Below are 22,834 nucleotides of genomic sequence, written 5' to 3' on the forward strand. Positions count from 1 at the left end.
CGCGACCGGCCCGGGTCGGCGGGCCGCGCGGTGTCCGAGGAACTACCTGGGGTTCTCAGCACCCCGTGAACGAAACAATGGCCCCGCGGTGGCGAAGATCGACTTCACCGTCCGGCGGGGCCAGTGCGATGGCTCGGGTCGACCCGGACGCAGGAGGACCGGGCCGGGGGCCACTATGCGCGGCGCAGAACCTTGCCCTTCTTCAGGCAGGAGGTGCACACCTTCAGCCGCTTCGGGGTGCCGTTGACCACGGTGCGCACCGGCTGGATGTTCGGGTTGAAGCGGCGGGACGTGCGTGACTTCACCCGGCGCACCAGCGCGTTGCGGCCGAGCCGTTGAACGCTCTTGCCGTAGCCGGGCTCTTTGCCGCAGACGTCGCAACGCATAGACACGGTCATTCTCCTGCGTATGGTGGGGTGCTCTCAGGCGCCACTAGGGCACAGAATCTTCGTCAGTCTAGCCGAGGGTCATTCCGGGCGACCACGTGGGCCCGCCGGAAGTGGCCTCGGCGCCGACCTGCCGGCAAAACCGGACGGATTACCACAAAAGCCCAGCGGCCGGAGCTCGGTTCACCAGCGTACCCGCATCCGCCACCCGCCTCCCGCCGGTACCTCGCGCGCTCGTAGCCGGGTGCCGCCGGCACGACCGCCACAGCGGCCCGCGGCTGGCATCGGGCGATGCGGCGCGCCGACGGGACGCTCTGGCACCCAGCCGAGGCCCGGCGCGGAGCACGCCCTCGCCGGTCCCGCAATCAGTCGGCGCGGGGGAGCAGCCGGCCACCCTGGAACAGGTCGTACCCGTGCCGGCCGGGCACGAAGTGCCACGCCGACGGCGACGGCTCGGTGTCGACGAACACGGTGTCGCGCAACGAAACCAGCGTCACCTCGCGTTCCTGCGGCGCGGACAGCTCGCTCGCGTACCGGCTGTGCACCCGCAGCCCGCCGTCGAGTGCCTCGACCCGTACCGTCCGCACCACGTTGCGGTAGGTCCCGGCGAAGCGGGCCGCGTCGACCCGCGGCGGCGCGGCCGGTACGGCGAGCCGGGGCGGCGTCGCTCCGGCCAGCTCACCGAGCAACTCCGTGAACAGCGTCTGGTAGAGCGGGTTCGGCTCGCCGCCGTTGGTCAGCAGCACCGCCGCCACCTCCCGGTCCGGCAAGACCCGAAGGTAGGCGTACTGGCCGAGCGTCTCGCCGTCGTGCCCGACCACCGTGCGCCCGGCCCAGTCGTACAGCTGCCAGCCGAGCCCGCGCCGCTGCCCGGCCCAGCCGGTCGGCACCTCCGCCTTCGGCTCGCGCATCGGCGCGAGCGCACCGTCGCGCAGGTGCTCCGCGACGAACGCGAGCACGTCCGCGGCGCGGGCGAGCACCCCGCCGGCCGGTCCGGTCGACCGCGGGAACCCCCACTGCGGCACCGGCTCGCAGTCCTCGTGCCCGATCGCCGTCGCGTACCGCAGCGCCTGTTCCGGCAGCGTCACGGTGTGCGACACGCCGAGCGGCGCGAGCACCACCGACGACAGCGCCGCGTCCCAGGTGGTACCGGTGAGCGCCTCGACCACCCGGCCGGCGATGCTGAACGCGGCGTTGGAGTACGAGGTGCCGGCGCCCACCGGGTGCACCAGCGGCAGGTCCGCACAGGCCGCGACGTAGCGGGCCAGGCAGTCGTCGCCGCGGCCGGTGTCGTGGAAGAAGTCGCCGTCGATGCCGCTGGTGTGGGTCAGCAGGTGCCGCACCGTCACCGCGCCGGTCGCCGCCGCCTCGGACAGCCGGAACTCGGGCAGGATCGCGCGTACCGGGGTGTCCAGGTCGAGCCGGCCGGCGGCGACGAGCCGCTGCACGATCGTCGCGGTGTACACCTTGCTCAGCGAACCGAGCTGGAACAGCGAGTCGGTCGACACCGGCGCGCCGGTGTCGACGTTGAGCACGCCGGTCGCCACCTCGTGCACCGCGCCGTCGGCCAGCACCGCCAGTACCGCCCCGGGCACCTCGGCCGCGGAGCTCAACTGCGCCAACCGATCCCGCCATCGCGCCGCGTCGAAGTCCATGCGCCGAACCTACCCAACCGTCCCGGGTGCGCCCGAGCGGCGGTACCGGGCGGGTCAGATCGTACGGAGCCCGGACAGCGCGCGGACCAGTATCGCCGGGCTCGGCGGCGGCCCGTCCGGGCCGGTGACCGCGACCAGCCGCCGGTCGACCAGCTCGTCGAGCAGCACCCGTACCGCCACCACCGGCACGTTCATCAGCGCGGCGATCTCGGCGACCGCGCTGGGCCGCACGTTGACGAGGTCCAGCAGCCGCAGGTGTGCCGGATCCAGCCCGTAGACCGCGGCGGTGTCACCGGGCCGCCCGTACACGGTCGCGGTCCGGTTGTACGGGGTGGCCGCCACCCGGCCGCGGGCCACCATGTACGCCGCGACGATCGGCAGGTCGTCGTCGTCCGCGTGGCCGGGTGACTCGGCCTGGTGCGCCCCGCCGGCCGCCCAGCCGTTCGCGCCGGCGTGCCAGCCCTTCGGCGCCGCCGGGTCGGTGTGGTGCCAGCCGTTGGGCGCCGCCGGGTCGGTGTGCTGCCAGCCGTTGGGCGGTGTCGGGTCGGTGTGCTGCCAGCCGGGGATCGCGTCGTCGGGCGGCCACGGCGCGCGATGCCGGTGGCTGACCGGTTCGCCCGCGGTCATCACGCGCCGCCCCGGGCGGGCAGCAGCGCCGCGGCGTCCACGTCGTGCAGCAGCTCGGGCGGGATCAGCACGATCGCGGTGGTCCCGCCGTACGGGCTGGGGCGCAGCGTGACGCCGATCCCGCGCGCGGCGGCCAACCGGCCGACCACGGTCAGCCCGAGCCGGGCCGCGTGCAGTACCGGCGGATCGGGGTCGCGCGCGGTGGCGGTCAGCTCGGCCAGCATCTCCGGGCCCGGCCCGTCGCCCCGGTCCTCGATCTCCACGCAGTACCCGTGCGAGCCCAGGCTGCCGGCCACCGTGACCGGCGTACCGGGCGGCGAGAACCGGGTCGCGTTCTCCACCAGCTCGGCGAGCACGTGGATCAGCTCGGCGAGCGCATCGGGCGCGACCTGGCAGTCCTGTACCGGCAGGAACGACACCCGCAGGTGGTCGGTGGTCTCCTGCACGGCGGCCTGCAGCACGTCGACCATCCGCTGCGGTCGCCGGTGGACGGCCGGCGGCCGGTCGCCCATCGCGATGATGATGTTGTCCACCGCGCGCTGGATGCGCTGCGCCTGGGCTTCCAGCGCGTACAGCCGGGCGGTGTCGTCCGGCGTCAGTTCGGTCGACCGCAGCCACTCGACGATCGTCGCGCGCAGCGCCCTGGTCGGCTCGGCGAACCGGTGCGCCAGCCCGAGCGCGAGGTTCAGGTCGTTCTCCCGCCGCGCCTCCTCCAGGGTCGCGGCCACCACGTCGGTCGCGAGCGTCTGCTGCGCCCGGGCGACCGCGCCGAACTCGTCGGTACCGTGCTGGATCGGGCGCAACACCGACTTCGGGTCGACGTGCTCGCCGCGCCGCAGCCGGCGCACGAACCGGGCCAGGTCCGCGGACAGCTGGTGCGCGTTGTCGGCCAGCGTGCGCAGCTGGGCCAGCACGTGCGCGGGTGCGAGCCGGACCCAGACCACCGTCACTACGGCGGTCAGTGCGGTACCGATGGCGGCGACCAGCCAGGTCACGGTGTGCAGCGTGCCGTCGTCCAGGCGGGTGGCGGCGTACCAGGTGATCGCCGTCGCGTACGACACGAGCAGTGCGAGCACGACCAGTACTCCGGCGATCGCCAACCTCAACCGGGTCTTCAGCCGTGCCGATCGCAGAGTTGCCACGTCATGTCCGTTCGGGGGCGGGGACATTCGGCCGAGGTTGCCGCTGCGCGGCCCGCCCGGGGCCGGCGGGCGAGTCGCGCGGTGCAGTTCCCTCTCCTGGTGCAACGACAGGCCGCGTCACCAGGACACGCCGCCGGTTCGGGTCACGACGGTGACGTTGTACGCGGATCACCGCGTTTCGCCGTGCCGGTGCGTCGCACCGGGACCGCGCGGTGGCGCGGTTCAGGCGAGCGCGATCTCGGCGGAGACCCAGTGCCGCGGCGTGAGCGTGACCGTCACGAAGGCGCCCGGGTCGGCGACGATCTGCGCGACGTAGTCGTCCAGCGCGGCGCCCGTCAGGTAGCGCCCCGCGATCTCGCGCACCACGTCCGCGTCGACCGGGGTGAGGCCCGCCGGGCCCTCGATCCCGACGTACCGGTAGGTCGGCCGGTCCCGCTGCACCAGCAGCGAGCAGCGGCCGGCGAGCCGGATCGCGGCCGCCTTGCGGGACGCGGCACCGGTGAACATGACGAGGTCACCGCCCGGTCGGTAGGCGTACCAGACCGGCACGACCAGCGGCCCGCGATGGGTACCGTCCTCCACCGCGAGCGTCGCCACCAGCGGCGCGGCCAGCAGTTCGTGCTGCTGCGCCTGGTCGAGTGCCATCGCGGTCCTCCCGTCGACCGGGTCTCGGCCGAACTGGGCACGTAGCCGTGGCTTCGGCACCCTCGTGCGCGGCCGGGACCTCCTCGCCGAACGCTATCCCGCGGGCGGGCCGCGGACGGCGAAATCGATGGTATCGGCGGCCGGCGACCGGTCAGCAGTCCTGCCCCGCCTGCCGGCTCTCGCGGACCCGCTTCACCACCTCGAGGACGCCGATGGCGAGGATGATCACGGCCGCGCCGGAGTACCACGCGGCCGGCGCGGTCCAGTGGCCGTTGACCTCGGCGAGGAACCGCGGATCGAAGATCGACCGGTCCCGGACGACCCACGCCAGCGGCAGGGTGAAGGCGGCCTCGGCGACCAGGTAGCCGACCACCGACCGGGCGTCGCGCACCCGGCCGAAGGCGCGGTGGAGGTCCAGCGCGACCAGCCCGAGCAGCCCGAGCAGGATCGGCCAGGCCGGGCCGGACCACAGCGCGGGGTCGAGCACCGGCAGCCGGTCGCCGTTCGCCGCCCGGTACGGCACGGCGAGCTGCTGCCAGACGAGCAGCCCGGCGAGCACCGCGTGCCAGGCGGCCGAGGCGATCGGCCCCGCGGTCGAGCGGTCCGCCCGGCGCACCGACCGCAGCGCGTCCGGCGTCCAGGCGGTGGTGCGGGCCCGTTCGTCGCGGCGCTGGTACCGCGAGAGCAGGAAGAACGCCAGCGTCGACCAGGCGAACAGCTGGGCGCCGACCGTGATCACCGAGCCGATTCCCGATCCGATCGCGCTGCCGAGGTCGTTGTGCTCCACCAGGTCGGCGACCATGCTGACCACCACGACCACCGGCAGCACGGTGGCCAGCAGCATCGTGAGCACCCGCACGTACATCGGGTAGACGTCGGGGCCGATCAGCGCGAGCGGCCGGTCGGCGTAGCGCGCCGCCAGCCGGATCGGGTCGCCCATCTCGGTCAGCACGGCCCGCTCGGCGCCCGCGCGGTCGGGCTCGTCCCGCGCCTCCAGCGTGTCGGCGATCGTGGCGCGCAGCTCGCGGCCGACGTCCTCCCGGCTGGCGGCGGGGATCCGGCGGATTACCTCCTGCACGTACCGCTCGGTCAGGGTGTCCATCAGGCCTCCTTGGTCAGGCGGTCGATCGTGTCGACCAGGTCGTGCCACTCGCCGATCAGCCCGTCTCGGACCGCGGCTCCCTGCGCGCTGATCCGGTAGAACTTGCGCGGCCGGGACTCGTCGGTGTTCCACTCGCTGGTCAGCAGCCCCTGCTTCTCCAGCCGGCGCAGCAGCGGATAGAGCGTGTTGCCGTCGACCGCGACGCCGGCCGCGTCGAGCGTCTCCAGCAGCGCGTACCCGTACTGCGGGGTGGTGAGCAGGGCGAGGCAGGCCAGCACGACGGTGCCCCGGCGCAGCTCCTGCGCCTGGCTCGCGATCGCTTCGCCGGTATCCACGCCCACACAATACTGTGCGCCACACATTAATGTCCACCGCACCCCCACCCGCCACCCGAGACCGCCGAGCCCCCCGAGTCCCCCGCGCCGCCGACCCGCCGAGCCGCCGACCCGCCGAGACGGCCTGGCTCCCCGACGGCGATCACCGGCCCCCGACGTTCCGAAGCGAGCCAGGCGGCGTCCGACCCGCTCACCGTCCCCCGACGTTCCGATGCGGCCAGGCGGCGTCAGGACCTCGTCTCCGCGTCCCCGGCCGGGGATGGTCAAGGGGGCGACCCCCTTGACGGGGAAGGAGCGCGAGGAGGGGGCGAAGCCCTCTCCTCGCATCCCCCCACGCGGGGTCCAGGCGTGTACAGAGGTGGCCTTTACACCGCCAGCGCCCGGCGACGCCGTACGAGGTGGCCTTCACACCAGCACACCGGCGGGCAGGCGGCGAACAGAGGCGCCCTCCCTCTCGGAGCACGCAGCCCGGTCAGCCGACGAGCCCGGCGTCGGCTACCACGTCGGCCGCCAACGCCTCGACCGCCGCGGCCGGCAACCCGCGGGCGGTGAACCAGTTGCCGACGTTGCGAACGTCGCGCGTCAACAGCTCCTGGCCACGCGGATGCCCGATCACCTCGACGATCTGCGGTACGTCGATGAACACCAGCCGGCCGTCGTGCACCAGCAGGTTGTAGGCCGACAGGTCGCCGTGCGCGTACCCGTCGCGGGCCAGTACGAGCAGCCCGTCGCGCAGCTGTTGCCACAGATCGCGCAGCTCGTCGCCGGCCGGCCGCAACTGGGCCAGCCGCGGGGCAGCGGCACCGTCCGGCTCGCCGATGAACTCCATCAGCAGCTCGGTGCCGACGATCTGGACCGGGTAGGGGACCGCCATGCCGTCGCGCCACATCCGGCACAGCGCGTCGAACTCGGCGGCCGCCCAGGTACCGGCGATCGCCTCCATGCCGAACGAGGTGCGCTTGGCGATGGCCCGGTTGACCCGGGACTCGCGCACCTTGCGGCCCTCCAGGTACCCGGCGTCGCGGTGGAACATCCGGTGCTTGGAGTCGCGGTACCGCTTGGCCGCAAGCAGTACCGCCCGGTCGGTGTCGGGTACGGCGCGTTCGATCAGGAAGACGTCGGCCTCCTTGCCGGTCTTCAGGATGCCGAGCTCGGTGTCGACCGCGCCGAGGTCGGTGATCACCCAGTCCGGGTACGGTTTCGGGCCGCGTTGCAGCGGCTGCGACTGGTCCCAGGTGGTCCACCGGTCCCCGAAGGGCGGTCCGTCGGACACCGGCCCGTCGTCCGCCACGCCGAACCGGTCGGCGAACTCGGCGAACGCGGCGTCGAGGTCGTACTGGGGCGCGTCGTCCAGGCGCGACTTGCGGCCATGGCGGCGCATCGGGGTGAAGCTGTCCTGCTCGTCCACTGTGGTGGGTCTCCTTGACGGCGCCCACCGTGGCGTGTGGTCAGCCGGTGGGCGAGGCGATGGGAAGGGCGTCGAGGGCGCCCCGCAGGGCGCGTGGCAGCACAAAGACGGCCATCGGTCACCCCTCCCTTCGTCCGTCGGGCCACTGCCCGACACCCTGGCGGCGCCCGCTCGACCGGCAGGCACTCGACCGACCGGCACGTTAGCGGCGCCCCGTTCGGCTCGCAACCGAATTCCGGTCAGCCCTGGCCGACCCGCAACGAGCCGGTGGTACGGGTGCGCCAGCGGCGGCGCAGCCGGCGGCGGGCGGTGGCGGGCGGGCCCGGGTGCGTACCGGCCAGCGAGTCGGTGGCCCGCTGCACCCGCCGGGTCAGCGCCGGCAGCCCGGACAGCTGGCCGGCGGCCACCCGTTCCAGCGCCGGTACCAGCCGGATCAGCGCGGCCGCCGACCGCGCCGCCGGCGAGGTGGCGGCAGGCCGGCTACGGGCGGCGGCGGCGCAGGCCGGGCCGCAGTAGCGCGGCGCGCGGCCCCGCGCCGGCGGCTGGATCCGCGCGGTGCAGCCCGGGCGCTGGCAGTCGACGGCGCCGCGCCGGCGCGGGTGGGCGGCCCGGAACGCCGCCACCTCGCCGGCGAGCGCGGCCAGTACGGCGGCCTGCTCGGCGGTCAGCGTGCCGTTCGCGGCGCGCCGGTGCTGCCGGGTGAGCCAGCCCTGCGCCGACTCGTCCGGGTGCCGGCCGGCGGCGAGCAGCCCGCGCAGCTGCTCGACCCGCTGGTACCAGCGCTGCTCCTGGCGGCCGCGGATCCGCCCGAACAGGGCGCGGTGCGGCTCGGGCATGGTGCCGGCGCGCAGTGCGGCCCGCTGCCGGCTCATCCACTCCACGGTGGACTTGGAGGTGTCGCCGGCGGCGGCCAACCGGTACCGGCGCAGCCAGGTATCGGGTACCGCGGTGCGCCGGATCGCCGCCAGCTCGCCCGCGATGCCGAGGTGCGAGCGGCGGGCCCAGCCGGCGAGCACCCGTTCGGCCGGGTCGGCGGCGTCGAGCTGGGGCAGGTGGTGGTGGCTCGCGACGAAGGCCCGCAGCGCCTCCAGCCGGTCGGTGCGGTCCTTGCGGCGGGCGGCGGAGACGTCCCACCGCCAGCCGGGCAGGGCGACCAGCGCGGCCCGCTGCTCGATGGTGAGCCGGTCGCGGTGCTGGCGGCAGTTGCGGGCGAACCGGCCGACCCGGTAGCCGGCCGCGTCGACCGCACCGACCGGCGGGATCGTGCCGCGGGCGCGCATCCACGCCACCAGCGCCGGGTAGCCGACCGCCCAGCGGGACAGCCCGGTGTCCAGCCGCCGCCGGGGCCGCTTGCTGCGCCACACCCACCCCGGTACCGCGGCCAGCGCGGCGGCGCGGTCGGCGGCGAGGGTGCCCCGGTGGTACGCGTAGCGCACGTTGCTGACCCAGGTGGCGAGGTTGCGGCCGTCGGGCATCAGCGTGTCACGGGTCGGGTAGCAGTGCCCGTGCGCCGCCGCGTACGCCGCGAGCGCGGCCAGCGCCGTGGCGAAGCTCGCCGGCAGCGGCCGGGGCGCGGCCGTGGTGCGTGCCGGGCCGGGTCGGCTGGCCGGTAGCGGTCTGTTCGGGGCTTGCCCGGTGCGGGCCGGTGCGGCCACTCTCGCCTCCCAAGTACGTGCCGTCGCGGTCGACGAGGCGGCGGGCGGCTCACCCACGCGCGGACGCCGCCACGAACGTCGGCACCCAATACGCCTCTCTGTGCGTTAACGACCACAGAGGGTTTCACGTAGCGCGGTGTCCGGTTCTTGCCGTCGCCCGGCCCGCTCGCCGCGGCGGACGACCTGATCACGGCGTCGCGGCAAGACGTCCAACGAGGCCGGCGACGGGTGGACGCGTCCCCTTCCGGGTGACGACGCCGGTTTCGTACCGGCCGTCCCGGGCGCGGGGCCGCCCGCGACCGGGCCGCGGTGGCGGGGCCGCCCCGCGACCGGGCCGCGGTGGCGGGGCCGACCCGCGACCGGGCCGCGGTGGCGGGGCCGACCCGCGACCGGGCCGCGGTGCGCGGCCGGTACCGGGGGCGGGCGGCACGTAGGGTGCGGGCATGAGGTGGCGGCATGCACGCGGGTGACACGTACGAGGTGGCCGACCTGGCGTTGGCCCCGGCCGGCGGCCGCCGGATCGCGTGGGCGGAGCGGGCGATGCCGGCGCTGCTGTCGGTGCGCGACCGGTTCGTTGCCGAGCGCCCGTTCGAGGGTCAACGCATCGCCGCGTGCCTGCAGGTCACCGCCGAAACCGCGGTATTGCTGGGCACCCTGGTCGCCGGTGGCGCCCAGGTGCGGCTGGCCGCCTCCAACCCGCTGTCCACCCAGGACGACACCGCCGCCGCGCTGGTGGCCGACCACGGTGTCGGCGTGTACGCGCGCTCCGGCGTCGACACCGAGACCTACCGGCGGCACCTGTCCGGCGCGCTGGAGCTCGGCCCGACGCTGGTCATCGACGAGGGCGGCGACCTGGTCAACACGCTGCACACCGAGCGCACCGGGCTCGCCGCGGCGGTACGGGCGGGGTGCGAGTCGACCGCGTCCGGCGTGCTGCGGGCCCGGCAGATGTACCGGGAGGGCGTGCTGCGGTTCCCGATGGTGGCGGTCGACGCGACCCCGACCCGGCGGCTGGTCGACAACCGGTACGGCACCGGCCAGTCCACTGTGGACGGTATCGTCCGGGCCACCAACCTGCTGCTCGCCGGCCGCACCGTGGTGGTCGCCGGCTACGGCCAGTGCGGTACCGGCATCGCCGAGCGGGCCCGCGGTCTGGGCGCCCGGGTGGTGGTCACCGAGGTCGATCCGCTGCGCGCGCTGGACGCGACACTGCAGGGCTACCAGGTGCTACCGATGGCGCAGGCGGCGCAGGTCGGCGAGGTGTTCGTGACCGCCACCGGTAACCGGGACGTGCTGCGCGCCGAGCACTTCGCGGTGATGCCGGACGGTGCGGTACTCGCCAACGCCGGCCACTTCGACGTCGAGATCGACATCCCGGCACTGACCGACCTCGCGGTCGAGCGGCGCATCGGCGAGCGCACCCACATCGACGAGTACGTGCTCGCCGACGGCCGGCGGCTGCAACTTCTCGCCGAGGGGCGGGTCGTCAACCTCACCGCCGCCGAGGGCAACCCGGCCTCGGTGATGGACCTCGCGTTCGCCGGCCAGGCGCTCACCGCGGCCTGGCTGGCCACCGGCGACCCGCTACCGATCGGCGTCCATCCGGTACCGGCCGAGCTGGACCGGCAGGTCGCCGACCTGCGGCTGGCGGCGAGCGACATCCACCTCGACACCCTCACCGACAGCCAGCGCGCCTACCTGAGCTCTTGGCGCAGCGCCGATCCCGCCTGATCGCGAAGGGCCGCCCTGCCCCGCGTCGATCAAGGGTCGGTGCGTTGATCAAGGGCTGATGGCGTTGATCAAGCGCCGGGGGCGTTGACCAAGGGCTGGGAGCGTTGATCAAGGGCTCGGGGCGCATCCATCGCGGTCGTTGTGTCGCGATCCCTTGATCAACGGGGCGTCGCGAGACGGGGCGCTCGGGTTGGCGACGCCGAGCCGCGACGCCGAGCCGCGACGGGGTGGCGGCCGGTGATCGGCGCCAGCAGACTGCGCAGGTGCTCTGGCGTAATCGGAACTTCACCCGGCTGTGGGCCGGGCAGGCCGTCTCGATCATCGGCGACTTCGTCTTCGACACCACGCTGACCCTGTGGATCGGGGTGGTGCTCTTGCATGGCAGGACGTTCGCGCCGGCGGCGGTGTCCGGGCTGCTGATCGTGGTGGCCGTGGTGACGATGGTGGTCGCGCCGATCGCGGGGGTGTTCGTCGACCGCTGGGACCGCCGGCGCACCATGCTCGCCACCGACCTGATCCGCGTCGTGCTGGTCGGCGGGCTGACCGTGGTGGCGTTCCTGCCCGCGGGCATGCTGTCCAACCTCGCCCTGGTGGTCCTCGCGTACGCGGTGGTGGCATGCTCGACCGCGGCCGGCCAGTTCTTCAACCCGGCCCGGTTCGCGATGATCGGCGCGGTGGTATCGGAGGGCCCGGACCGCTCCCGCGCCGGCGGCATCGGCCAGGCGACCAACTCCATCGCCGCGATCGTCGGCCCGCCGCTCGCGGCGCCGCTGCTGTTCGCGGTCGGGGTGCGCTGGTCACTGCTGCTCAACGCCGCCTCGTTCCTGTTCTCGTTCCTCGCGGTCCGCTCCGTCCGGGTCGAGCCGGTGCCGGAGCCGCCGGGCGCCGGGCCGCGCAGCTTTCGTGCCGAGTTCCTCGCCGGCATCCGGTACGTGGCGACCAACCGGGTGTTGCGCACCGTGCTGATCGCGGTCTGCGTGGTGACCGTCGGCACCGGCGCCCTCAACGCGCTGAACGTCTTCTTCGTCACCGACAACCTGCACGCGGCGGCGCACTGGTACGGCACGATCGGCATGGCCGAGGGGCTCGGGTCGGTGGTCGGCGCGCTGGTCGCCGCGGCGATCGCCGCGCGGCTGGGCAACGCGCGCGTCTTCGCGGTCGGCCTCGTCGTGGTCGGCCTCGGAACCATGGTCTACGCGCGGATGCCGGTACTGCTGGCCGCGCTGGTGGTGGTGTCCGTGCTGGCGATCCCGCTCGGCGCGATCAACGCGGTGCTGAGCCCCATCGTGCTCGACGCCACACCGGCCCGGCTGCTGGGCCGGGTCATCTCGGTGCTCACCCCGGTACAGCAGGTGGCGTCGCTCGCCGGAGTCGCGGTGGCCGGCTGGCTGGCCAGTACGGTGCTGCTCGGCTTCCACGTCGACGTGGCCGGTGTGCACCTCGGCCGGCTCGACACGATCCTGTTGGCGTCCGGGGTGCTCGTCCTGATCGGCGGCCTGTACGCGGTGGTCGCGTTGCGCGGCGCCGACCGCGCCGCGGCTGCCGACGCCCCCACCCCCGCCGAGCCCATCAGCAACCCGACACGTTGAGCTCCGCCCAAGCTGCGTTGATCAAGGGATCCGTGCACGTCCTTCTCGGTCGTTGTGCCGCGATCCCTTGATCAACCACGAAATCCCTTGATCAACTACAGAACCCCTTGATCAACCGCGCGTGGGGCCGCCGTTGAGCCAGCGGAGGGCTCGTTGCTTCTCGAAGTCGAGGGCGCGGGTGGGTGGTGGGGTGAGCCGGCCGAGCCGCTGGCCGAGGTCGCGGACCCGGCGGGCCACCTCCGGGTCGGCGAGCACGCGGACCGCGAAGGCGAGCGCCGCCGGGCTCACGTCGTACTGTCGTTCGATCGCCAGGGTGAGCGCCACGGTGGCGAGGTCGGCGTCGGTGTAACGGCGGTGCGCGCCGCCGGCCCGGCCGTCGTGAGCGGGTGGCAGCAGGCCGAGGCGCTCGCGGTAGCGCAGCATCCGCGGGGTGAGTCCGAGCCGGGCGGCGGCCTGTGTGATGCGCATGCGTCCAATCTTGACATTCTTGTGTCAGGAACAGCCGGCCTCGGATGCAGCGGGCCAGAGTACCCACCTAGACTCGCCGGCAGGCTCCGAGGTCCGCGGCAGGTGTGCGGTCGCCTCGAATCGACAAGTAGGAGATGACGTGTCCGTTGACAAGCCGAACGACGACTTCAAGGTCGCCGATCTGAGCCTCGCCGAGTTCGGTCGCAAGGAGATCCGGCTCGCCGAGCACGAGATGCCCGGCCTGATGTCGCTGCGCGCCGAGTACGCGGAGAGCCAGCCGCTGGCCGGCGCCCGCATCACCGGCTCGCTGCACATGACGGTGCAGACCGCGGTGCTGATCGAGACGCTGACCTCGCTGGGTGCGCAGGTGCGCTGGGCGTCCTGCAACATCTTCTCCACCCAGGACCACGCCGCCGCCGCGGTCGCGGTCGGCCCGCACGGCACCCCGGAGAAGCCGGCCGGTGTGCCGGTCTTCGCCTGGAAGGGCGAGTCGCTCGAGGAGTACTGGCAGTGCACCGAGCGCGCCCTTACCTGGCCCGGCGAGGCCGGTGGCCCGAATCTGATCCTGGACGACGGCGGCGACGCCACGCTGCTGGTGCACAAGGGGCTGGAGTTCGAGAAGGCCGGCGCCGTGCCGGCGGTGGAGACCGCGGAGAGCGAGGAGGAGGCGGAGATCCTCAAGCTGCTCGCCGCCTCGGTCGCCGCGCAGCCGCAGAAGTGGACCGGCATCGCCGCCGGCATCAAGGGCGTCACCGAGGAGACCACCACCGGCGTGCACCGGCTGTACCAGCTGGCCGAGCGCGGTGAGCTGCTGTTCCCGGCGATCAACGTGAACGACTCGGTGACCAAGTCGAAGTTCGACAACAAGTACGGTTGCCGGCACTCGCTGATCGACGGCATCAACCGTGCCACCGACACGCTGATCGGCGGCAAGACCGCGGTGATCTGCGGCTACGGCGACGTCGGCAAGGGTTGCGCGGAGTCGTTGCGCGGCCAGGGCGCCCGGGTGATCGTCACCGAGATCGACCCGATCAACGCGCTGCAGGCGGCGATGGACGGCTACCAGGTCGCGCGGCTGGACGACGTGGTCGAGCAGGCCGACATCTTCGTCACCGCGACCGGCAACTTCCACGTGATCACCGCGGCGCACATGGCCCGGATGAAGCACCAGGCGATCGTCGGCAACATCGGCCACTTCGACAACGAGATCGACATGGCCGGCCTGATGAAGATCGACGGCATCAGCCGCGACAACATCAAGCCGCAGGTCGACGTCTGGGAGTTCCCGGACGGGCACACCATCATCGTGCTGAGCGAGGGCCGGCTGCTGAACCTGGGCAACGCGACCGGGCACCCGAGCTTCGTGATGTCCAACTCGTTCGCGAACCAGACGATCGCGCAGATCGAGCTGCACACCAAGCCCGCCGAGTACCCGATCGGCGTGTACCGGCTGCCCAAGGTGCTGGACGAGAAGGTGGCGCGGCTGCACCTGGACGCGCTGGGCGTCCGGCTCACCGAGCTGACCGACCAGCAGGCGTCCTACCTCGGCGTCCCGGTCGACGGCCCGTACAAGGCGGACCACTACCGCTACTGAGCCATCCGGCCGCCGGGCTTCCGGTGGTACCAGCGACATCCGGCGCGGTGACCAGCACGGTCGCCGCGCCGGATCGTTTTCCGGGCAGTGCAGCGGAATCATCCACAGTGGACTGATCGGCCCGGCAGCATACCGGAGCCCGTCCGCGGGGACGCGGACGCCACGCCGATCCGGCACCAAAACGTACGGAACGCGCGAGGTTCTCAGATCAATAGATCAACCTCGATATCTCCGATTGTCCTGTTATCCCATGCGATGCCGGTCACGCCACCTAACCTGAAACCGACCCGGGTATCTCACTGTCCAGTGTGGACTCTGCCCGGTGGCCGGTACGGGGGTGGCAGCGATGGCGAACGCGACGCAGGTGCGTCCTGTCGAGACCACGCCGCCCGGCCCGCCTGGTCGCCGCACCGCCCGCCTGCCCGGAGTGGACGGGATTCGAGCCCTCGCGGTCACTGCGGTCCTCGTGTACCACCTGAGCGCGTCCTGGCTGCCCGGCGGCTATCTCGGCGTCGATGTCTTCTTCGTCATCAGCGGCTACCTGATCACCCGGCTGCTGGTAGCCGAGCGTGCCGGTACCGGCCGGATCAGCCTGCGGCACTTCTGGTTGCGGCGGGCCCGGCGGATCCTGCCGCCGCTGTTCCCGATGCTGCTCGCCACCGTGGTGCTCACCGCGCTGGTGCACCGCTCGGCGCTGCACCAGCTGCGTACCGAGGTGCTCGGCGCGCTGACCTACACCAGCAACTGGGTGCAGATCGCCGAACACCATTCGTACTTCGCGAAGTTCGGCGACCCGTCGGTGCTGCAACACCTGTGGTCGCTCGCCGTGGAGGAGCAGTTCTACCTGATCTGGCCGCTGGTGGTGGTCCTGATCCTGCTGCGTGGCCGGCGCCGGCTGGCGCTCGTCGCCGGGCTCGGCGCGATCGGCTCCGCGGCCGCGATGGCCGCCCTGTTCCAGCCCGGCGGCGATCCCTCCCGGGTCTACTTCGGTACCGACACGCACGCCTCCGGGCTGCTGATCGGCGCGGTACTGGCCATCGCCTGGCCGGCTGCGAGCGCCGCACCCGGGCCCTGGCCGCGCCGCCGCCTCGCCGCGACCGCGACCGCCGCCGGGCTGGGCGCCGCCGGTATCGGCCTCGGTTTCTGGCTGCTCGGCCAGTACAGCGACGCGACCTACCGGGGCGGCATCCTCGCCGTCTCGGCGGCCACCGCGGTACTGATCGTCGGCACCGGCCACGGCCGCACCCCGATCGGCGCGCTGCTCGCGTTGCGGCCGGTGCGCTGGCTCGGCGCCCGCTCGTACGGGCTGTACCTGTGGCACTGGCCGGTACTGGTGCTCGGCGACCGGATCTTCGCCCAGCGCACCGTGATCGTCGGCGCGATCGAGGTGTCGGTCGCCGTCCTGCTCGCCGCCGGTTCGTACCGGTTCATCGAACGGCCGGTGCTCACCCACGGGTACCGGGGTGCGCTGAGCCGGGCGTGGCGCTCGGTGCAGGGACGTACCTCCGCGCGGCGCGGTGGGCTGATCACCGCCGCCGGCGCGACCGCCGCGCTGTGCGTGTTCGCCGTCGTCACGCTGCTGCACGCGCCGGCGGCGCCGGTCAGCGGTCTGGACCGGCAGCTCGCCGCCGCGCAGCTCGCGGCCAAGCAGCCGCCCGCCGTCGAACCGACGCCGGACGCCGTGGCGCCCAGCCCGTCCGCGTCGCCGAGCCCCGCCGGGCCGCCGCCCGGCAACCAGATCAGCGCGCTCGGAGACTCGGTCATGCTCGCCGCCTCGCCCGCGCTGCGGCACCAGCTGCCCGGCATCCAGATCGACGCGAAGGTCAGCCGGGCGATGCAGAAGGGCCCGGGGATCATCTCGGGTTGGGCGCATCGCGGCGCGCTGCGGCCGGTGGTCCTGCTCGGGCTCGGCACCAACGGCCCGTTCCCGGCCGACATGCTGGAGGGCATCATCGGCCAGCTCGGCCCGGACCGGACGTTGTACCTGGTCAACGTGTACCTGCCGACCCGCCCCTGGGGCGGCGAGGTCAACCACACGCTGACCAAGGTGGCCTCCGGGCACACCAACGTGCACCTGATCGACTGGCGCAGCGCCGCCGGGGCCCACCAGAACCTGCTCTGGCCGGACCGGATCCACCCGCGGCCCGGCGCCGGCGCCGACCTGTACGCCCGGACCGTGGTCGAGGCGATGAGCACGCCGATGCGCGCCGCGCCGCCCGGCCGCGTCCAGTGACCGCGCCGGTCCAACGGCGCCACGAACGAGAGATTCGGCTTGATAACCGCGGTAGAGCCGTGGCCGGCGGCGCATCATCGGCCGTATGGGTGCCACCCGTCACCGTCGCCCCCGGGCCCACCTCCATCCGGCCCGCTGGCTGGGCTGCAGGCTGCGCAACGGCAATCCGCTGCGGCGCGGCTCGGACCGCGCCGAGGGCATCTGCGCGCTGTTCGCCGTCCTGCTGCTCCTCGTCGCCGTACCGGTGACGATCCTGATCGGGCTGAACATCGCGGCCAGCCGCAGCTCGGCCGCCGCCCGAGAGCGGGCCGAGCGCCAGCCGGCCACCGCGGTACTGCTGGCCAACGCGCCCGACTCGATCGGCGTCGCAGCGGCCGACGGCGCCGCCGGTTCCGTTCCGGTCCGGGCCCGCTGGCACGTCGGTGACCAGGCCCGCACCGGTACCGTCTACGCGACGCCGGGGCTGCATCGCGGCGCCCAGGTACCGATCTGGCTCGACCACCGCGGCCGGCCCGTCGCGGCGCCGCCGTCCACCACCCAGGTCACCATGTCGAGTGCCGGTACCGGGTTGGGGCTGCTGTTCGCGATCGTGGCCGGCGTGGGGGCGGCGTGGCTGGTGCTGCGCTGGCTGCTGGATCGGGCCCGATTGGCGGCGTGGGAGCGGGAGTGGCGCCGGGTCAACCCGCACGGCAACCACTGGGTGCGGTGATCGTTGCCGGGTCAGCCTGGGCGCGCGTGGTGCCGGGCTGGTGTTGCTGGCCGGGCTGCCGGTCAGTGGAGGTGGGGGCGTAGGTAGGGGGCGGTCGGGCTGGTGGCGTTGGTGGTGAGCTGTTCGGGGGTGCCGGTGGCGACGACGTGGCCGCCCCGGTGGCCGCCGGCCGGGCCGAGGTCGATCACCCAGTCGGCGCCGGCGATCGTGGCGAGGTCCTGCTCGACCACGACCACCGTGTTGCCGGCATCGACCAGCTCGTGCAGCTGGGCGTCGAGCAGTTCGATGTCGGCCGGGTGCAGCCCGGTGGTCGGCTCGTCGAGCAGGTAGATCGTGTGCCCGCGGGCCGGTCGCTGCAGCTCGGTGGCGAGCTTGATCCGTTGCGCCTCACCGCCGGACAGCTCGGTCGCGGGCTGGCCCAACCGCAGGTAACCCAGTCCGACCCGGCGCAGCGCGCGCAGGCTGCGCAACGCCACCGGCAGGTCGGCGAAGAACTCGGTGGCCGCGTCGACGGACAGGTCGAGTACCGCGGCGATGTTCCGGCCATGGTAGGTGATCTCCAGCGTCTCCGGGGTGTAGCGGGCGCCGTGGCAGGTCGGGCACGGCGCGTACGTGCCGGGCAGGAACAGCAGCTCCACCGCCACATACCCGTCGCCCTGGCAGGTCTCGCACCGGCCGCCGGGCACGTTGAAGGAGAACCGGCCCGCGGCGTACCCGAGCTCGCGCGCCTGCGGGGTGTCCGCGAACGCCTTGCGTACCACGTCGAACAGGCCGGTGTAGGTGGCGAGGTTGGACCGCGGGGTGCGGCCGATCGGCTTCTGGTCGACCTGCACCAACCGGCCGACCGGCTCGAGCCCGTCGGCGTCGGGCAGGTCGTCCGCCGGTTCGTCGCCGAGCTTGGCCCGTACCACCTCGGCGAGGACCTGCAGCAGCGTCGACTTGCCGGCACCGGAGAGCCCGGTGATCGCGGTGAACACGCCCAGCGGCAGGGAGACGGTCAGGTCTGCCAGATTGTGCCGGCGTACCCCGGTGAGCGTCAGCCAGGACGACGGGTCGCGGCGCGTGGTGCGGCGCTCGCCGGCCCCGTCGAACAGGTACCGCCGGGTGACCGACCCGGCCGCGCCGGCGAGCCCGGAAACGGGCCCGGAGTAAAGGATCCGGCCGCCGTACTCGCCGGGGCCGGGGCCGACGTCCACCACCCAGTCGGCGCGGCGCACCACGTCGAGGTCGTGCTCGACGACGAACAGCGAGTTGCCGGCGGCGCGCAGCTCGTCCAGCACCGCGAGCAGCGCCTCGGTGTCCGCGGGGTGCAGGCCCGCCGACGGCTCGTCCAGCACGTACACCACACCGAACAGCCCGGATCGCAGCTGGGTGGCCAGGCGCAGCCGCTGCAACTCACCGGCGGACAGCGTCGGGGTGGCCCGATCCATGCTCAGGTAACCGATCCCCATCTTCGACAGCACGTCGACGCGGGCCACCAGGTCGGCCGCGATCGGCTGGGCCGGGTGGTCCGGCGAACCGTGTTCCGCGGTGAGGCGCAACAGTTCCGCCAGCTCCGACAGCGGCTCGCCGGTCAGCTGCGCGATGGTACGGCCGGCGTACGTGACGGCGAGCGCCTCGGGCTTGAGCCGGGCGCCGTGGCAGGTCGGGCAGGGCCCGGACACCAGGAAACGCTCCATCCGGCGCCGCATCGTGGCCGACTTGGAGTCCGCGAACGTGTGCAGCACGTAGCGTTTCGCGCTCTGGTACTTGCCCTGGTACGGCCGCTGGATCCGGCCCGCCTCGCGCTCCGGATGCACGGTGACGACGGGTTGGTCGTCGGTGAACAGGATCCAGTCGCGGTCGGCCTGATCCAGCTCGCGCCACGGCTTGTCGATGTCGTAGCCGAGGGTGGCGACGATGTCGCGCAGGTTCTTGCCCAGCCAGGCGCCGGGCCAGGCGGCGATCGCGTGCTCCCGGATCGACAGCGACGGATCCGGTACCAGCGAGGCCTCGGTGACCTCGTGCACCGTACCCAGTCCGTGGCAGCGGGGGCAGGCGCCGACCGCGGTGTTGGGCGAGAACGAGTCGGAGTCCATGAACGCGATCCCGGGCGGGTAGTCGCCGGCCCGGGAGAACAGCATCCGCAACAGGTTGGACAGCGTGGTCAGGGTGCCGACCGAGGACCGGGACGAGCCGGCCGCCCGGCGCTGCTCCAGCGCCACCGCCGGCGGCAGCCCGGTGATCTCGTCGACGTGCGGCACACCCGCCTGCTGGATCAGCCGCCGCGCGTACGGCGCGACCGACTCCAGGTAGCGCCGTTGCGCCTCACCGTAGATGGTGCCGAACGCCAGCGACGACTTGCCGGAACCGGACACCCCGGTGAACACCGCCAGCACGTCCCGCGGTACCGCGACGTCGACGTGCGCCAGGTTGTGCTCGTGGGCGTCGAAGACCCGGACGAACCCGTCGGCCGGAGCGGACACCGCGCTGGCGGCGGTCCCCTCGTACCGGCCGGGCGCCGCGTTCGGGCTGGTCACCCCGGTGGGATCGGGCTGTGCGTTCGGCATGGACCCAGCATGACCGACGCGTCCGGGGCGGTACCGGCAGTCCACCGCACCGGCGCCCCGGGGCCGGGGTACCGGTGCCGGGTGCTCAGTCCTCTTCGGGCGCGGCGTGGTCCGGGACCCCCGGGTGCGGGTCGCGGCTGAGGTCGATCCGCGGGTCGCGCGGCGCGCCGTCGGGGGCCGCGTGCCGGCCGGTGGAGCGCTCGCTCGCGTTCTCGTCCTGCTCGGAAGTCATTCGAATCCTCCCCGTGTCCAGCTCATCGCGCTGAACGTCCGAATCCCTGAGTCGGTACGCGTATCGGACAGCAAGGTACACGAGCCGGGGTGCGGGCCAGATCACCGACACGGAATCGGCGGTTTACCTACCGGTAGCTACCCCGATCGTGCGATCCTGCCGGACATGACGCAGCCGCAGCCGGTACTCGATCCACTGTCGCCGGCGGCGCTGTTCCTGGTGCTGTCGGTACGGCCGGGGTCCGAGGCGGCGGTACGCGACGTGCTCGCCGACGTGTCCGGCCTGGTGCGTTCGGTCGGTTTCCGGTCCGCGCACGGCGAGCTGAGCTGCGTGGTCGGGGTCGGCTCGGCGATCTGGGACCGGCTGTTCGGCTCCCCGCGACCGGCGAAGCTGCACCCGTTCCGGCCGCTGCGCGGGCCCCGGCACCACGCCCCGGCCACCCCGGGTGACCTGCTGCTGCACATCCGCGCCGGCCGCTACGACCTGTGCTACGAGCTGGGTGTGCTGATCCTCGACCGGCTCGCCGGCCTGGTCGTGGTCGAGGACGAGACGATGGGCTTCCGTTACTTCGAGCAGCGCGACCTGCTCGGCTTCGTCGACGGCACGGAGAACCCGACCGGGATCGGTGCCGCCCGCGCCGTGCTGATCGGCGACGAGGACCCGGACTTCGCCGGCGGCAGCTACCTGATCGTGCAGAAGTACCTGCACGACATGAGCGCGTGGACCGCACTGTCCACAGAGGACCAGGAGCGGGTGATCGGCCGGACCAAGCTCGCCGACGTCGAGCTGCCCGACGACGTGCAGCCGAGCAACTCGCACGTGGCGCTCAACACGATCGTCGACGCGGACGGCACCGAGCACCAGATCGTCCGGTCCAACATGCCGTTCGGCTCCCCGTCCCGAGGCGAGTCCGGTACCTACTTCGTCGGGTACGCGGCGGATCCCGGGGTCACCGAGCTGATGCTGCGGCGGATGTTCCTCGGCGACCCGCCCGGCAACTACGACCGGATCCTCGACTTCTCCACCGCGGTCACCGGCAGCCTGTTCTACATCCCGACCGTCGACTTCCTGGACGATCCGCCGGAACCGACCGGCGGCCTGCCGGACGGATCGCTGGCGATCGGCGACATGCGAGGGGAATGAGCGAATGAACAACCTGCACCGCGAACTGGCCCCGATCTCGGACGCCGCCTGGGACGACCTGTCGCAGGAGGCCCGGCGTACCTTCACCCGGCACCTCGCCGGCCGCCGCGTCGTCGACGTGTCCGGGCCCGACGGCACCGAACTCGCCGCTGTCGGTACCGGTCGCCGCGAGCGCATCGACGCGCCCGACGGGGTGCGCGCGCACCGCCGGGTCGCGCAGCCGCTGGTCGAGCTGCGGGTCCCGTTCACCATCTCGCGCGACGAGGTCGACGCGGTCGAGCGCGGTGCCAAGGACGCCGACTGGCAGCCGGTCAAGGACGCCGCGAAGCGGATGGCGTTCGCCGAGGACCGCGCCATCTTCGAGGGGTACGCCGCCGCCGGCATCGGCGGCATCCGTGCCGGTGCCTCCAATCCCGCCCTGACGCTGCCCGGGGAGGTACGCGACTACCCCGACACGATCAGCCGCGCGGTCAGCGAACTGCGCCTCGCCGGCGTCGCCGGGCCCTACTCACTGCTGCTCAGCGCGGATGCCTACACCCAGGTCAACGAGACCTCCGACCACGGCTACCCGATCCAGGAGCACCTGCGCCGGCTCCTCGACGGCGACATCATCTGGGCGCCGGCGATCAGCGGCGCGTTCCTGCTCTCCACCCGCGGCGGCGATTTCGAGCTGCACCTCGGCCAGGACCTCTCGATCGGTTACACCGCACACGATGCCGACTCGATCGAGCTCTACTTCATCCAGTCCTTCACGTTCCTGCACTACACCACCGAAGCCGCTGTCCCCATCTCCAGCTGACCGCCGCGAGCCGCGTCAGTCCATGATGGACGGCCCGGCTCAGTGCCCACGGTACGACCAGGCCGCGCCCAGCACGAACGCGACCACCAGCGAGAGCACCCAGCCGATCGCGATCCCGATGGTCATGACGCGCGGCGGACCAGGAGGCCCGAGAGGTTGGCGTAGCACACCATCGGGGTCACCTCGTCGGACCCGATCGCGTCGACCGGCACGACCCGCAGGTACACCGCGCCCTGGACGAGGGCGGGCATCCGTGACACGACCATGGCCCACCAACATCCGCGCCCGTGCACGCCGGCCGCCGGCGAGATGAACACCTGATCGCCCGCCCTGATCTCCTCCGCCGCCCGCACGTAGGCCGCTGTCGGTTCTCGCATGGCTGGGTCCTCCGTCTCGGCCGGCACGTGACGGCCCTGTTCACGACTGCTCACGGGTCTGACCATACGCCTCGTAGAGACGTCTGGGAACTAGAGGAGACGTCTAGAGATTGCCCGGAGCGCTGCCGCCTGCTTGGTTAGCGTCGGCACCATGGTGGATCTCAGCGGGCTCCGGCCGGGCGCGGCGACTCCGCTGTACGTGCAGCTACGCGATGTGATGAAGGCAGCCATCGAGGCCGGTGAGTACGGTGCCGGTACCCGTCTACCCTCCGAGACCGACATCGCGCAGCAGACCGGTGTCGCTCGGCTGACGGTCCGCAAGGCGTACCGGCTGCTGGCCGAGGAGGGCCTGGTACGCACCATCCCGCAACGTGGCACCTATGTCGAACCTGCCTGACCCCCGCCGCGCGCGATCACCAGTGAGAAGGTCCAACCGAGACCGCTGACGGGGTTCA

At 73.0% G+C, this 22,834-nt stretch carries 21 protein-coding genes; 8 read left to right on the forward strand and 13 right to left on the reverse strand.

From position 1 onward, the window contains the following. Positions 1–173: 173 nt before the first annotated feature. The 9 genes from rpmB to Asera_RS17895 all read right to left on the reverse strand — a co-directional run bounded on the left by rpmB (position 174) and on the right by Asera_RS17895 (position 8,955). The gene (gene rpmB, locus Asera_RS17855; protein ID WP_370467026.1) at positions 174–386 is read right to left on the reverse strand and encodes a 50S ribosomal protein L28; all 213 of its coding nucleotides are present in this window, start codon (positions 384–386) and stop codon (positions 174–176) included. Between the two features lie 365 nt (positions 387–751). Further along, complete coding sequence (locus tag Asera_RS17860) at positions 752–2,041, reverse strand: serine hydrolase domain-containing protein (RefSeq protein ID WP_051802610.1); 1,290 nt, start codon at positions 2,039–2,041, stop codon at positions 752–754. 54 nt (positions 2,042–2,095) lie between these two features. Next, positions 2,096–2,668, reverse strand: coding sequence for a DUF742 domain-containing protein (locus tag Asera_RS17865; protein ID WP_051802611.1), 573 nt, complete (start codon positions 2,666–2,668; stop codon positions 2,096–2,098). Next, positions 2,668–3,810, reverse strand: a complete 1,143-nt coding sequence (locus tag Asera_RS17870) for a sensor histidine kinase (RefSeq protein ID WP_157034990.1) — start codon at positions 3,808–3,810, stop codon at positions 2,668–2,670. The genes Asera_RS17865 and Asera_RS17870 overlap by 1 nt, the downstream gene beginning before the upstream one ends. Positions 3,811–4,032: 222 nt before the next feature. After that, on the reverse strand, positions 4,033–4,455 hold the full coding sequence (locus tag Asera_RS17875; protein ID WP_030447834.1) for a pyridoxamine 5'-phosphate oxidase family protein: 423 nt from the start codon (positions 4,453–4,455) through the stop codon (positions 4,033–4,035). A gap of 151 nt (positions 4,456–4,606) precedes the next feature. Then, positions 4,607–5,557 (reverse strand): hypothetical protein, encoded by a 951-nt coding sequence (locus tag Asera_RS17880; protein WP_030447835.1) that lies wholly within the window; start codon positions 5,555–5,557, stop codon positions 4,607–4,609. Next, a complete protein-coding gene (locus Asera_RS17885) occupies positions 5,557–5,892 on the reverse strand; it encodes a PadR family transcriptional regulator (protein ID WP_035297683.1) in 336 nt (111 codons plus the stop codon). The genes Asera_RS17880 and Asera_RS17885 overlap by 1 nt, the downstream gene beginning before the upstream one ends. A gap of 472 nt (positions 5,893–6,364) precedes the next feature. Beyond that, positions 6,365–7,273, reverse strand: a complete 909-nt coding sequence (locus Asera_RS17890; RefSeq protein ID WP_035297685.1) for a serine protein kinase RIO — start codon at positions 7,271–7,273, stop codon at positions 6,365–6,367. Positions 7,274–7,539: 266 nt separating this feature from the next. Beyond that, on the reverse strand, positions 7,540–8,955 hold the full coding sequence (locus Asera_RS17895; protein WP_030447838.1) for a Helicase associated domain protein: 1,416 nt from the start codon (positions 8,953–8,955) through the stop codon (positions 7,540–7,542). A 456-nt stretch (positions 8,956–9,411) separates the two neighbouring features. Here Asera_RS17895 and Asera_RS17900 point away from each other — a divergent pair, with 456 nt between their 5' ends. Continuing rightward, positions 9,412–10,686, forward strand: coding sequence for an adenosylhomocysteinase (locus Asera_RS17900; RefSeq protein ID WP_030447839.1), 1,275 nt, complete (start codon positions 9,412–9,414; stop codon positions 10,684–10,686). A gap of 263 nt (positions 10,687–10,949) precedes the next feature. Next, complete coding sequence (locus Asera_RS17905; RefSeq protein WP_169745877.1) at positions 10,950–12,275, forward strand: MFS transporter; 1,326 nt, start codon at positions 10,950–10,952, stop codon at positions 12,273–12,275. A 111-nt stretch (positions 12,276–12,386) separates the two neighbouring features. Here the strand turns inward: Asera_RS17905 and Asera_RS17910 are convergent, their stop codons facing one another. Continuing rightward, a complete protein-coding gene (locus Asera_RS17910; protein WP_035297637.1) occupies positions 12,387–12,743 on the reverse strand; it encodes a MerR family transcriptional regulator in 357 nt (118 codons plus the stop codon). Between the two features lie 139 nt (positions 12,744–12,882). Here Asera_RS17910 and ahcY point away from each other — a divergent pair, with 139 nt between their 5' ends. The 3 genes from ahcY to Asera_RS17925 all read left to right on the forward strand — a co-directional run bounded on the left by ahcY (position 12,883) and on the right by Asera_RS17925 (position 17,279). Then, a complete protein-coding gene (gene ahcY, locus Asera_RS17915) occupies positions 12,883–14,337 on the forward strand; it encodes an adenosylhomocysteinase (RefSeq protein WP_030447842.1) in 1,455 nt (484 codons plus the stop codon). Positions 14,338–14,683: 346 nt separating this feature from the next. Next, positions 14,684–16,570, forward strand: a complete 1,887-nt coding sequence (locus tag Asera_RS17920) for an acyltransferase family protein (RefSeq protein ID WP_084132180.1) — start codon at positions 14,684–14,686, stop codon at positions 16,568–16,570. Between the two features lie 85 nt (positions 16,571–16,655). After that, positions 16,656–17,279: an Rv1733c family protein gene (locus Asera_RS17925; protein ID WP_051802615.1), complete on the forward strand. Its 624-nt coding sequence runs from the start codon at positions 16,656–16,658 to the stop codon at positions 17,277–17,279. A gap of 62 nt (positions 17,280–17,341) precedes the next feature. Here Asera_RS17925 and Asera_RS17930 read toward each other — a convergent pair whose 3' ends face one another. Both Asera_RS17930 and Asera_RS17935 read right to left on the reverse strand, forming a co-directional pair. Next, positions 17,342–19,828 (reverse strand): excinuclease ABC subunit UvrA, encoded by a 2,487-nt coding sequence (locus Asera_RS17930; RefSeq protein WP_211255671.1) that lies wholly within the window; start codon positions 19,826–19,828, stop codon positions 17,342–17,344. An 85-nt stretch (positions 19,829–19,913) separates the two neighbouring features. Then, positions 19,914–20,060 carry a hypothetical protein gene (locus Asera_RS17935; protein ID WP_157034992.1) on the reverse strand — a complete coding sequence of 49 codons (147 nt, stop codon included), beginning with the start codon at positions 20,058–20,060 and terminating at the stop codon, positions 19,914–19,916. Between the two features lie 165 nt (positions 20,061–20,225). Here Asera_RS17935 and Asera_RS17940 point away from each other — a divergent pair, with 165 nt between their 5' ends. Beyond that, on the forward strand, positions 20,226–21,203 hold the full coding sequence (locus Asera_RS17940; protein ID WP_035297641.1) for a Dyp-type peroxidase: 978 nt from the start codon (positions 20,226–20,228) through the stop codon (positions 21,201–21,203). Positions 21,204–21,207: 4 nt separating this feature from the next. After that, the gene (locus Asera_RS17945; protein ID WP_030447847.1) at positions 21,208–22,002 is read left to right on the forward strand and encodes a family 1 encapsulin nanocompartment shell protein; all 795 of its coding nucleotides are present in this window, start codon (positions 21,208–21,210) and stop codon (positions 22,000–22,002) included. A gap of 122 nt (positions 22,003–22,124) precedes the next feature. Here Asera_RS17945 and Asera_RS17950 read toward each other — a convergent pair whose 3' ends face one another. Continuing rightward, a complete protein-coding gene (locus Asera_RS17950; RefSeq protein WP_157034993.1) occupies positions 22,125–22,379 on the reverse strand; it encodes a hypothetical protein in 255 nt (84 codons plus the stop codon). 151 nt (positions 22,380–22,530) lie between these two features. On the opposite strand from Asera_RS17950, the gene Asera_RS17955 reads away from it, so the two are divergent. After that, positions 22,531–22,776, forward strand: a complete 246-nt coding sequence (locus Asera_RS17955) for a winged helix-turn-helix domain-containing protein (RefSeq protein WP_035297643.1) — start codon at positions 22,531–22,533, stop codon at positions 22,774–22,776. Positions 22,777–22,834: the final 58 nt, after the last annotated feature.

The sequence above is a fragment of the Actinocatenispora sera genome, from assembly GCF_018324685.1.
Taxonomy (GTDB): domain Bacteria; phylum Actinomycetota; class Actinomycetes; order Mycobacteriales; family Micromonosporaceae; genus Actinocatenispora; species Actinocatenispora sera.

Excerpts from the sequence above, each read along its gene's own strand:
- rpmB (WP_370467026.1), bottom strand. The coding sequence starts at position 386 with ATGCGTTGCGACGTCTGCGGCAAAGAGCCCGGCTACGGCAAGAGCGTT.
- Asera_RS17860 (WP_051802610.1), bottom strand. The coding sequence starts at position 2,041 with ATGGACTTCGACGCGGCGCGATGGCGGGATCGGTTGGCGCAGTTGAGC.
- Asera_RS17865 (WP_051802611.1), bottom strand. The coding sequence starts at position 2,668 with ATGACCGCGGGCGAACCGGTCAGCCACCGGCATCGCGCGCCGTGGCCG.
- Asera_RS17875 (WP_030447834.1), bottom strand. The coding sequence starts at position 4,455 with ATGGCACTCGACCAGGCGCAGCAGCACGAACTGCTGGCCGCGCCGCTG.
- Asera_RS17880 (WP_030447835.1), bottom strand. The coding sequence starts at position 5,557 with ATGGACACCCTGACCGAGCGGTACGTGCAGGAGGTAATCCGCCGGATC.
- Asera_RS17890 (WP_035297685.1), bottom strand. The coding sequence starts at position 7,273 with ATGCGCCGCCATGGCCGCAAGTCGCGCCTGGACGACGCGCCCCAGTAC.
- Asera_RS17900 (WP_030447839.1), top strand. The coding sequence starts at position 9,412 with ATGCACGCGGGTGACACGTACGAGGTGGCCGACCTGGCGTTGGCCCCG.
- Asera_RS17910 (WP_035297637.1), bottom strand. The coding sequence starts at position 12,743 with ATGCGCATCACACAGGCCGCCGCCCGGCTCGGACTCACCCCGCGGATG.
- Asera_RS17920 (WP_084132180.1), top strand. The coding sequence starts at position 14,684 with ATGGCGAACGCGACGCAGGTGCGTCCTGTCGAGACCACGCCGCCCGGC.
- Asera_RS17925 (WP_051802615.1), top strand. The coding sequence starts at position 16,656 with ATGGGTGCCACCCGTCACCGTCGCCCCCGGGCCCACCTCCATCCGGCC.
- Asera_RS17930 (WP_211255671.1), bottom strand. The coding sequence starts at position 19,828 with ATGCCGAACGCACAGCCCGATCCCACCGGGGTGACCAGCCCGAACGCG.
- Asera_RS17935 (WP_157034992.1), bottom strand. The coding sequence starts at position 20,060 with ATGACTTCCGAGCAGGACGAGAACGCGAGCGAGCGCTCCACCGGCCGG.
- Asera_RS17940 (WP_035297641.1), top strand. The coding sequence starts at position 20,226 with ATGACGCAGCCGCAGCCGGTACTCGATCCACTGTCGCCGGCGGCGCTG.
- Asera_RS17945 (WP_030447847.1), top strand. The coding sequence starts at position 21,208 with ATGAACAACCTGCACCGCGAACTGGCCCCGATCTCGGACGCCGCCTGG.
- Asera_RS17950 (WP_157034993.1), bottom strand. The coding sequence starts at position 22,379 with ATGCGAGAACCGACAGCGGCCTACGTGCGGGCGGCGGAGGAGATCAGG.
- Asera_RS17955 (WP_035297643.1), top strand. The coding sequence starts at position 22,531 with ATGGTGGATCTCAGCGGGCTCCGGCCGGGCGCGGCGACTCCGCTGTAC.